The organism is Pirellulales bacterium (genome assembly GCA_035533075.1).
In the GTDB taxonomy this organism is placed as follows: Bacteria; Planctomycetota; Planctomycetia; order Pirellulales; family JAICIG01; genus DASSFG01.
Genome location: DATLUO010000193.1, coordinates 15242 through 26548, shown reverse-complemented (window position 1 = coordinate 26548; position 11307 = coordinate 15242). Strand labels below are relative to the sequence as shown.

General features: G+C 60.2%; 10 protein-coding genes. 9 read left to right on the top strand and 1 reads right to left on the bottom strand.

Annotated elements, in window-relative coordinates; genetic code table 11:
* Positions 1-13 precede the first annotated feature (13 nt).
* Positions 14-721 (bottom strand): hypothetical protein, encoded by a 708-nt coding sequence (locus VNH11_23730; protein ID HVA49397.1) that lies wholly within the window; start codon positions 719-721, stop codon positions 14-16.
* 370 nt (positions 722-1091) lie between these two features.
* Here VNH11_23730 and VNH11_23725 point away from each other — a divergent pair, with 370 nt between their 5' ends.
* From VNH11_23725 to VNH11_23685, 9 genes are all read left to right on the top strand, one after another.
* A complete protein-coding gene (locus VNH11_23725) occupies positions 1092-1616 on the top strand; it encodes a hypothetical protein (protein HVA49396.1) in 525 nt (174 codons plus the stop codon).
* A gap of 263 nt (positions 1617-1879) precedes the next feature.
* Complete coding sequence (locus VNH11_23720; protein ID HVA49395.1) at positions 1880-2632, top strand: hypothetical protein; 753 nt, start codon at positions 1880-1882, stop codon at positions 2630-2632.
* Positions 2633-3436: 804 nt separating this feature from the next.
* A complete protein-coding gene (locus tag VNH11_23715; GenBank protein ID HVA49394.1) occupies positions 3437-4093 on the top strand; it encodes a cysteine peptidase family C39 domain-containing protein in 657 nt (218 codons plus the stop codon).
* A 23-nt stretch (positions 4094-4116) separates the two neighbouring features.
* Positions 4117-4917, top strand: a complete 801-nt coding sequence (locus VNH11_23710; GenBank protein ID HVA49393.1) for a DUF1573 domain-containing protein — start codon at positions 4117-4119, stop codon at positions 4915-4917.
* Positions 4918-5325: 408 nt separating this feature from the next.
* Positions 5326-6189, top strand: a complete 864-nt coding sequence (locus VNH11_23705) for a hypothetical protein (protein HVA49392.1) — start codon at positions 5326-5328, stop codon at positions 6187-6189.
* Between the two features lie 36 nt (positions 6190-6225).
* Positions 6226-7422 (top strand): hypothetical protein, encoded by a 1197-nt coding sequence (locus VNH11_23700; protein ID HVA49391.1) that lies wholly within the window; start codon positions 6226-6228, stop codon positions 7420-7422.
* Positions 7419-9293: a glycosyltransferase family 39 protein gene (locus VNH11_23695; GenBank protein ID HVA49390.1), complete on the top strand. Its 1875-nt coding sequence runs from the start codon at positions 7419-7421 to the stop codon at positions 9291-9293. The genes VNH11_23700 and VNH11_23695 overlap by 4 nt, the downstream gene beginning before the upstream one ends.
* A 35-nt stretch (positions 9294-9328) precedes the next feature.
* Entirely contained in the window at positions 9329-10336 is a 1008-nt protein-coding gene (locus tag VNH11_23690) for a DUF1559 domain-containing protein (GenBank protein HVA49389.1), read from the top strand.
* Positions 10337-10435: 99 nt separating this feature from the next.
* Positions 10436-11293, top strand: coding sequence for a glycosyltransferase family 2 protein (locus VNH11_23685; protein ID HVA49388.1), 858 nt, complete (start codon positions 10436-10438; stop codon positions 11291-11293).
* The last annotated feature ends 14 nt before the right edge of the window (positions 11294-11307 follow it).

Below are 11307 nucleotides of genomic sequence, written 5' to 3'. Positions count from 1 at the left end.
CGATTCCACCAGCTCACCGATTTATCTGCAGATCCGGCAGCGCCGCGCGGAGTCGTTCGACGCCGCGCTCGGTCACCTTCGTTCCCCACACCGAAAGATATTCCAGCGACGAAAGCCCGTACAGGTGCTTCAGGCCCGCGTCGCTGATCTGCGTCTCATCCAGGCTCAGTCGGCGGATCTGAGGCATTCGTCCGATGGCCTCAAGACCGTCGTCGGTCATTGCGGTTTTCCAAAGCGACAGCTCGCGCAGCGCGGGCACGGCCGCCAAATCGCTCAGGCAGTGGTCCGAGACACGATCGCCGTCGAGCCGCAGAAACTGCAGCGACGTGAGGGTTTTCAATTGCTTGACGCCCGCGTCGCTGACGCGCGTGTTGCTCAACGAAAGCCACTGAATCGCTTGCAGGTCGCTAAGGCACCGCAGGCCGGCATCGGTCACGCGCGTGTTGTCCAGCCGCAGGTTTCGCAGCCCGATGGCCTTTCGCAACGCGTCCAGATCTCGATCGCGGATGTCTCCGTGATCGCCGACGTCGATGGTATCGGTCTCGCCCCGAACGGCGGCTTCTGCCGCCGCGCGAAACAACTCGCTGTCCGACGGCTGATAGCAGCCCGCCAGCGACACCAGTAGGCCGACCGCCCAGCGGCTCGAACGTAGCGGCCGACGCACAGCCTGCTGCTGCCGGCCGCGTTTCGGATTCGATCGCAATGCCTCAAAAACAGGCACGAGAGCTTCTCCTTTGCCGTCGGGCTGACGATACCAGGCCCTCGACGCGCAAGCAAGCGCCTTGGTTGCTAAACGCTCGCCCGGTGGCGGCGGTCGTCGCTCGGTGTGCCGCGCGAGGACCTTCCGGCGCCCCCTCGAACAGGCTTGCTTTGCGGCCCGCGCGACATTATAAACGGGGGGTCCGCGTGCCGCACTCACTTCCATCGGCACGGGGAGTTGGCCAGGAACACCCCAGGGGTTCGCCATGAACAACTCGTTCGACGTTGGTCTGTTGCGGCGATTGCGCGGAGTTTGCCGGCTCGCTGAGTCCTCCTCCGAAGCACATGCGGCGGCAATCGATGTCTGGCAATTGGCGGTACCGATCGAAGTCTTGCACAACCACGACGGCCTGACTAACGCCGACCTGCGCCTGATGATCAACGAGGGACTCGTCGAGCACCGCGTCGAGATAACCCGCAACGGCGCCCGCAAGCGAACTTTCCGGCGTGCCGGTGCGATGAACCCCGCCGCGCGGACTTGCTTTGTTTTGTCGGCGGCCGGCCTGCGTTACGCACTGCGGGTCTGCAACCTTCTTCAGCGCCCGACCGACGGAGCCGAGCAAAAGCCTCATTGGGACGCGGCCAGCCGCGATCTCACCCTGGGTGGAATGCTGGTCAAGCACCTACCCGAGATCGCAGAGACGCAGCAGGCTATCGTCGACGCGTGCGTGGCCGCGGAATGGAAGAACCCAATCGACAACCCATTCGCCGACATGCCGCCGTCGGAGCGCAGCCACTACCTTCGTCGGCTGCTCGACCACCTCAACCACGGCCAGAAGGACGCCCGCATCCACTTCTCGTCCGCCGCCAAGGGGCGTCAATTTCGTTGGTCGTTTCCCAAACCACCGCAACGGTGAGCGCGCCCCGGAGCGCCCTAGGGCCGACTGGGGCATTAAAAAGCCGAGAAACCCCTTGCTGACGCGTCCGACACCGCATAGCTTTACGGACGGTTCGCTTGGCGGATGAATTAGGAGTCGAAAAGACGGAAGCGGCCGCTGGCAGAGCCGGCAGAGCCCATCGCCGTTCCGGCACCGCGGCCTCGGGGCCATGAACGACAAGTGCAGCTGAGAATCAGCAGGTGCAAGACAGTACATTGGATGAATGTCCGAAGGGTTCATATATGATTGCCGACAAATTGTTAAAGGGCGTCGGCCTCGCCCGCGCATCGATTGTCGGCTCGGTGACCTTTGCGGTGGCTCTCATTGCTCTATGCATCGCATCGTGGCACTACGCGGCCCCGATCCTGTTAGGCGGTCGCACATCTCTTGGAGCCACCTCATCTCAACAGCGCAGCCAGCCCCCTATTCCTTCGCACAACACAGCGATCGCAGATATGGGCGCTGACGGTTTGCAGCTTGGGACACGGGCACGACCTGCCTCACATCCTCCGCATCCTCGCGCCATTGCTTCGGCGGTTGATGCTCAGTCAGCGGCGGGGCTCGCTTCAACTCGCCAGCCAAATGCACCGCACGAACCGCACGAGCGATCACAAGACGGCAGGTCACGTCTTCTCAGTTTCATCGCATTGCCTGAGACCGTTGATTTGGGGTTGGTGGCGCCGAATGGATTTGCGCACGAAACCGTATGCTTGACTAATCGCGGGCCAGCCAGAGCGCGTATCGCGCGTTTCAGACCAAGTTGCGATTGCCTTCACGCTTGGCTTTGCTCGGACGAGCTTGCGCCGGGCGAGCGCACGCAGATGTTGATCTGGGTCGATTTCCGCCGTGAGGAGGCGGCGGGCGAACTCGATTTAGAGCTGGAGGGCTTGGACAGGGACGACAAGACCATATTTCGATTGCGTATTTACGCCAATGCCACCCGCGATGCGTTGGAGTGTGACGAATTGGCGAAGGCCCTACTCGGTTCCGCGTAGTTTTTTACTTAAAAGGAGAATACTATGAGAGTGTTGATGCGAGCGTTGCCAGGCGCACTGCTACTTTTATCCGCTGTGGTGCTTGCTGTTCTAACTTGGGCGTCGTCCGCGGGGACCGGTGTTTCGGTTGTGAGCGATAGCGATGCCGCACGCATCAGCGGCGCGCAGAGCTATATGGGCTGCGGGATCAGCAACAGCGGGACGACTGCAAATTTTTGCACACGCAATGTTGCCAGTGGTCTATGTCCACCGCCGACGGGAGGAGCGTGCGGAACCGGCCAGTGCCCCTATGACTGCACGGTGGCTCGGCCGATTTACAACGCCGGACTCCTATTACAGGCGGTGGTCAACCCCCCTCCCGTTTGCGCGCCGCCTGGGCAGGCTAACTGTACACCCGGCCTCATCTGGGGATGCAATTGCAGCGGAACCAAGGCGCCGCAGCCACCCTGCGGCAACGACCAGGCAACGGCAGCTTCAAACTGTGCAGCCGGTGGCGGCGGTGGAGGAGGAACCTGACAGCGCCGTCCGGCCTGGCTGAGGAGCGCGCCGCCGTGATTATAAGGTACTGCGGAGTTCTGTACGAGGAAGATTGCGGCGATAACCGCGCATCTGCCATCTGGTATTCGCGCGGAACTGTTCAATATCGAACGCCTTCTGGGCTATGCATTACTCGATGCTTGTCGGCCGGCTGCCTGTTTGGTATGCGAGACGGAATCTGCGCGAGCTATAGCTTGACACACCGCCACAAATCCAGAAGGGACGAGCAATGAACCGTACGGACGCTGAGTCGCCGGAGTGCAGCCGATGGTTCCCGTTGCGCCTAAAGCAATCGTCTTCTCGGTACTCGTCGTTCTGATTGCGGTCGTTGAGCCCCATCTTATCGCTGCGGTGCCGGACCCTATCGCCGGCACACCCTCCGAGCTCTCAACTAAATTGCGCAAGTCGGCAGACAAGTACAGCGCCAGCCAACGCTCTGGAGGCTTCAAGCTTTGTGGCGCTTATTCGCTGGTGTATTTGCTGCTTCTGCTAGATCGACCGCACACGGTCGAAGAGGTTATGCGAATGCTCCCCGCCGCTGACCGAGGCGCATCGCTGCTCGACCTGAAAACGGCGGCTCGGACACTCGGCCTGCCGCTTGACGCGGTGTTGTGCAAGCCTGCATCCCTAAATCGACTGCCATTGCCCGCAATCGCGCATCTTGAGTCTTCGGATATCTGGCCCGACGCGCACTACGTGGTGGTGCTCCGGGTGGGAGGCCACTCAGTGACAGCATATGACTCGAACGCACGTTCAATCGGCGAGTATAACCGCCGGGAGTTCACGCGCGCGGCGAGCGGGTACTTTCTCGTCCCGCATACGCGCGGCCAATCGCATCTGACGTTCCTTGCCGGTTCGTTCGTTCTTGGGTTTCTTGCACTTTTCCTTATTCGTAGGCGAAGACGCGCTAAGCGCGGCCCATAGCACATTTTATTCTCGTCCGTCCGATGTCGCGCATTATCATAATTGTTTCGCTTATCCTTTCAACTAGCGCCGGGGCGTTCTTATTTTCCGACATGTTTCGTAGCCTTGTTGGCCGGCCATCGCTCGCACCTTCCGCGCCGCCGAAGTTCCTCCTCGAAGAACTGGACCCGGCGACAAATGATTTCGGCGTTCTCACGCGCGGGATCAGGGCAGAGCACCAGTTTCGATTTCGCAACGTCACGGACCATCCAATTCGCCTTTCGCGCGGCCGAGCGACTTGCGGTTGCGTGAATTCACGCCTCGCTCCGCCGGAAGTCCTTGAGCCATGGGCTGATGGCACACTCACGCTAGGATTGTCGACGGAGATCGTCAAGCACTCGGGCCACGTGGCAGAATTTCTCATTGTAACCGCCGCGCCCTTGGCGACACCGGGCGATGACAACGCGCCAGAAACGCACAAGTTTACGCTCGCCGGTTTCTTCGAAGGGCTTGACTCGATATCCGGACCAATCGTAATCCGGGGCGTTTCCAACTCGCTTCAACCGCCGCCGCTCAGATTATATCTGATGTCCGTGGTTCGCGACGCAGACCTCCAGCTACTTTCTGTGGAGTCGCCTTTCCCATGGGTCGCCGCAGTAATCTCCCGTTCAGAGGTTGATCCGCCAATTAGTGACGGCCAGTACTACCGCCGTTCGGTAACTGTGCCATTGCAATCGCAGGGTGACTGGCGCCCAGGAAAAGGTGAATTTGCAATTCGATATCGCTTGGGCACCGCGGAACATACGCTTCGCTTGGACGCCTATGCGCTCGGCCCGCCACCGTAAAAGCGCCCATCACAGTCCTCTAGCCTTGGATCTTCCAGAAATTACGCGTCCTATAGCCTCACGCACCCCGAGGATTTGCCAATGCCATTAAAGTCAGTTCGACGTGCCGTAGCCGCGTTATCGCTTGCCCTGGCATCCGCCGTGATCCTATTCTCAACCTGGGGAACGCCGTCACCTATCGCGGAGTTACGAAAGGACGCGTTGCCCGCGCTCAGAGCAGTGCCTTTGGCGTTGACTCCAAATAGACGCGCCTTTTCGCGGACTGATGACGACGCGCTCGTGTCAGCAATTAGGCGTCTACAGTTGCCTCCGTCGCCGCAGTGGCCAGAGTTGATACATGGGCTCCGGCTTTGGGGCAATGCTGGCTTCGGCGAGAGCGCTACGTGGTCCGGCCGGCGTGTACTTAGGATGGTCTTCGACAGCGACTCGATGCAGCAACACTTCCCCGCGGGGACGTTTCACCAATTGACGGACCAGGGACTAAAACTCGCGGTCGTCCCGCGTGCGCTCTACAATACAGATCTGCGACCGGCGGATCCGCACCCCCATAAAACGCTTTCTGTGTTGGCTATGCTTGGGACGCCGTCCGCCAGCGCCTTCAAGGTTCACGGACGGGACGTCGCGTTATCGGAAGCACTGCGCTATTGTCTCTGGAGCTTTACGCTGGACGACGAGGTGGTATGGGCGGTGATCGCCGTGGCGCTTTATGCACCTAATGTGGGCGGCTGGGAAAACAAGTTCGGCGAGCGCTTCGCGTTTGATGACGTATGCGACTTTTTGATGACCTCTGATACGCGGGGGGCCTCGTGTTACGGTACGCACATTAACTTCGGCGTGGCCGCGTTGTTGAACGCCGACAGTCAGACAGCACTCCTCAGTCCGGCCGTACGCCGCCGCGCGATCGCTCGTCTTAACGAGGTATCGGGAGTGCTGCGCCGGACGCAGAGTTCCGCGGGCGCTTGGTCGGCCGGCTGGAGTGACGACGTTGCGCGATGCATCGCTGAACCATCGCGCATAGAAGGGATGACCGTGACGGCACATACCTTAGAATGGCTTGCGGCGGTGCCGCCAGAGGTTAAGGTAGATGCAGACATGGTGCTGCGCGGCTGCGACTATTTGCGCGACATTCTCCTACAAGAATCGCCGGCAGGATTCGAAGGGCACTTTAGCGCATACACGCACGCGCTGAACGCACTTCGAATGTGGTTTCCGAATCTGTGGGCCAAACACATCCGGCCCTCCACGGCGGCGACGGCAACATCACAAACGTAGAAGACAGTTCGGATCAATCTACCAAATGAGGCGTTTATGTTCTTCGTAGCATGCCGGCGGCGAAGGGCGCGTCCCTGGGGCGCGCTGCCGTATCTGACGCGATTACTGGTTCATGCGCATTTCGGGGTCGCGCTCGTCATATCGGCCGCTGTACCGCACGCGATGGCAGTCGAGCCGGCACTCAAGGCGACATTTACCCAGGCTGACATATACCGAGCGGCGTCGGAGAGGGCACGGAAAATAAAGAACCTTCGGGTCGAGTACGATGTCTCGTTTCGCCAGTTAATAGAGCTCCCCGCACACAAAGAGCGGCCCGACGCGCTTGCGCTTGACCCCTACCGGGTGCTGTTCGTCATGGATGGCGAGCGGCGACGGCTGTATATTGAACCAACCGCGCCTAAGGCGCCGCGCGGTCGCAGCCATCAGCGGCCACCAACGACCGTAATCTTCGATGGCGAGCAAAGCATCGAGTTCTCACCGGGGTCGATCGCAATGCTCACGCCAGGGAAGAATCGAGCCTGCGAGGCAGGGGAATTATATGCCGAAGTGGCGCTTGGCATCGCCATAACCGATCGCGACCGAGCCAACTATGACAACGCTTGGTTCTACCCGCACTGTCTGCGGCCCACCCCGTTCGGCGCCAACGCCCACTATCGTGTACAGGCCGATTTGGAACTGGTCGATTCGGCGTGGTGCCACGTGTTGCTTGCCGAGGGCTACGATAAGCTATGGGTAGACCCAAATATCGGCTTCGCATTCCGACGTAGGGAACTGTACTACGGACCAGAGGATATGGCGCTCGTGTACCGAGATACGCTGTCAGACTTTGTGGAGTCGGCTGGGCTCTGGGTACCCAGGCGCTGGCACCGTGAGACATTCGCCGAGTTGTATAATCCCAAAGAGTATTGGAATAAGGTATATGCTGAAGCATCGCTCCGGGTATCGCATATTGGCATTAACGAAGCCACCGACGACGATTTCCGGGCGACACTGCCGGCGGGGAGCTATGTTCTGGACATGGCAACGAACAAGACGTATGAGGTTCCAGGGGATGGCCTCGACGCCCTTCGTGACCTCGCCAAGGAGGGCCGCAAATATTTGGTGGACGAAGCCCGTAAAGATCAACGGGGTCTAAGTGCAGTGGCGCGTGGCGCATTGGCGGTGATCTCAATCGTCGCCCTTGCGGTCCTCGGCGTTGCGGCGTATTTGCGCGGCCGAACACGGGGAGGATGAGGGCGGCGATGAAAATGTCTACGGGGGGAGTTGTCCGAATAACCGCCGGTGTCATGGTGTTCATACATCTGGGGTTGATTCTGTACGGGGCGACGAAGCACAGCCCGTCGCTGGACGAGGTAGGCCACTTGGCGGCGGGTGTCAGCCATTGGCGATCGGGGTGCTTTACACTATATTGTGTCAATCCGCCTCTAGTCCGGCTGATTGCGACTGCGCCTGTGGTCTGTATGGAAACGAGGAACGAATGGGAGGAGCGTGCCATCCTATCAGGTAACCGCCCGGAATTCAACTGTGGCGCGCGATTGATTGAGATGCATGGGAGTCGTGCGTTTTCGTTTTTTACCATCGCTCGGTGGGCTTGCGCTCCGTTTAGTTGTTTGGGCGCGTACATATGCTTTCGTTGGGCCCGCGACCTGTACGGGCCCGCGGCTGGCTTGATGTCCGTGGTACTATGGTGCTTTTCGCCCAACATACTGGCCCATGCGCAGATGATCACGCCAGACCTTGGGGCGACCGCTTTGGGTGTTCTTACGTGTTACATGTTTTGGCGATGGCTGCGCGCGCGCAGTTGGGAGGGTGCCTACGCTGCCGGGCTTACGCTTGGTCTTGCGCAACTGTGTAAGACAACGTTTATCCTGCTCTACGCTCTCTGGCCGGCAGTGTGGCTGTGGTGGTGCCTCTCGAGGACCGGGAACGGCGTACGCGAAGTGAAGCAACTCGTGATGATGTTGGCCCTAAGTCTGTTCGTCATCAATCTTGGATATGGGTTTGAAGGGACGTTGCTGCCGTTAAAAAGCTACCGCTTCCTGAGCCGTGCGCTCTCCGGACACAACGCCACTGCGGCGCCGGGGCCGTCCACTCAAAATCGGTTTGCCGATATCGCGGTGGGCCGCCTTCCGGTTCCGCTTCCAGCGAATTACGTCCTGGGAATCGACCACCAAAAGCGCGATTTTGAAATTGGCTTGCGCTCTTACCTAGGCGGACGCTGGAAGCACCGCGGATGGTGGTACTATTACCTTTATGCACTCGCAGTCAAAGTTCCTCTTGGGACATGGGGCATTCTTGGTCTCGGCCTAGTGGTGACGAGCGCCTCGATGTTGCGCAATCATGCGCGTCTGGACGTATTAACACTCTTGGGACCGCCGCTGTTGATTGTCGTGTTTGTTAGCTCGCAGACCGGGTTCAATCACCATTTGCGGTATGTGTTGCCAGCGTTTCCCTTTGCATTCATCTTTTGCGGAGCGGCGGCGCACGATGTTATTCGCCGCGGCACTGGGCTCAAGGTGCTTGCAGGTGGCGCCTTGGCCTGGTCAGTCCTCAGCAGCCTCTGTTGCTATCCTCACTGCCTATCGTACTTTAACGAGCTAGCGGGCGGGCCAATTCATGGCCATAACCACCTCGTTGACAGCAACATTGACTGGGGGCAGGATATCTTGTATCTGAAGGACTGGGTTGACCTGCACCCAGAGGCTTCCCCACTGCGGCTAGCGTGCTTCAGTATGTTTGACCCAACGGCAGCCGGGGTCAACTTTACAGCGCCAAATCCCCTACGCGCATCGTTCGATGGCCGCAAACTCATTCCCGAGGATGAACTTGGTCCGTCGCCTGGTTGGTATGCCGTGAGTGTATCGGTCTTGCGCGGTTTGGAGTTCCCGCTTTATGACGGGCGCGGCGGGCGTATCTCAAGCGGTGACGGCGCCTTCACGTATTTCCAGCACTTTGAGCCGGTGGCGCGCGCGGGCTACTCTATCTACATCTACCACATTACGTTGGATGAGGCAAACCGCGTGCGCAGGGGGTTGGGACTCCCAGAACTGTTGGGCGATTTGCCGGCGGGCGGGGCAAGCGAGCGCGAAGACACTCTCCCTTGACCCAGAAAGGTTGCCAATCAGCCGAGGCGGTTCGGATGCTTAAAATGTGCCTGGAAGTTGATAGTGCTGGGTCTGCGCGGCGGCGTGTCCGCGGGCACGGCAGTGGATTTACTCTGATGGAGGTTCTTGTTGTGATTTCCATTATCGGCATGCTGATGTCGCTTTTGCTGCCGGCGGTGCAGGCATCCCGTGAGAGCGGCAGGCGGATGCAATGCCAAGACCATCTGCGGCAGCAAGGGCTGGCGCTATTCAACCACGAATCAGCGTTCAGCCGGCTCCCATCAAACGGCTGGGGCTACCTCTGGGTCGGCGACCCTGACCGCGGCACAGGCCTGCGTCAGCCGGGCGGATGGATCTACGCCACGCTCCCCTACCTCGAGCGCGGCGATTTGCGTCGCCTCGGCGCCGGCGAATCACAGGGCGACCAGAAGAAGTCTTTGGCTCGTTTGCTTTCATTTCCGCTTTCGCTTTTCAACTGTCCTACACGGCGGCCGCTCGGCTTGTATCCGCAGCCTTGGCCGCCGTTCAACACGGCGCCTGTAAATATGGCCGCCAAGACCGACTACGCGGTCAATGCAGGCGACGTCTTTCTCGACGTGGGCGAGGGACCGCTCACCCTGGCCCAGGGCGACGACCCGAACTACCAATGGCCCAAACCCAAGAGCGAGTTCACCGGTGTTTGCTTTCTGCGGAGCGAAGTCACGTTCGCGCATATCAAGGACGGTAAGAGCTACACTTATCTGGTCGGTGAAAAGAACGTTCGCGATTATTCGAGCGGCGGCGATATCGGCGACGACCAGAGCATGTATTCGGGCGACGACTTTGACATCGCCCGCTGGACGCCAAAGGGCTGGACGCCGCTCAACGACGCGGCGGGCAACTACGACTTCGGCCGCTTCGGCAGCCCGCACCCACACGGCTGCAATTTCGCGTTTTGCGACGGCTCAGTGCGGACGATCAGCTACGGCATTGATCCCGAAGTGCATCGGCGGCTGGGAAACCGACAGGACGGCAAGGTGATTGATGACGGCTGGCTGAAGTAGGATCTTGGATTTGCGATTTTGGATTTCCGGCCTGTCGGTCTTGGGGCTTTGGTCTTGGGCTTTCGAACGCGGGGTTTGACGAATTAGGGAGGGTGGACGATGGCGGGATTGATCGAGCGGATCGTGCCTAGGGCGGCGACCGCGCACGCCGAAGCGGAGCCTCAACATCTCGCGGAGCGAGATGGCTACGGTGCGCTGTTGACGGTCATCGTTCCGGTGTACAACGAAGCGGCGACGGTCGACGAGTTGCTGCGCAGTGTCGTCGATGTGCCGCTCGATATGCAGGTGCTCGTTGTGGACGACGGCTCGACCGACGGGACAACAGGGGTTCTCGAGCGCTGGGAGGGGCATCCCGTCGTCGAATTGTTGGCCCATTCGCGCAACTCCGGCAAGGGCGCCGCAATCCGGACGGGCCTCGAACAGGCGCAGGGTAAATACACGCTCGTTCAAGACGCCGACTTGGAGTATGACCCTCGCGACTACCTGTGCCTGCTGGAGCCGCTTTTGGCCGGCGAGGCGGATGTGGTGTACGGATCGCGATACCTTCGCTCGCGTACCGCGATTCGTGAGAATTCGGGCGAGGCGGACCCGGAAACGACGTTGCTTACCGCCGCCCGAACTCTCACGAGTCCGGCTACCCCGCCGTGGACTACGTTTCGTATCGGGGTCTGCGCGCTGAACGCGGCGACCCGTTGGCTCTACGGCGCGCGGCTCACCGATGAGGCCACGTGCTACAAGCTGTTCCGCACGGAGACGCTCCGGGCGATGCGTCTGGAGTGCGAGAGGTTTGAGTTTTGCCCAGAGGTGACCGCCAAAGCGTGCCGCATGGGGTTGCACATTGCGGAGGTTCCGGTCGGATACTGTCCGCGCGGCGCCGCGGAGGGCAAGAAAATCCGGCTGCGCGACGGGATCGAAGCGCTGAAGACGTTATGGCGCTGGCGGAAGTGGAGCAGATAGGGACTCGACCGGAG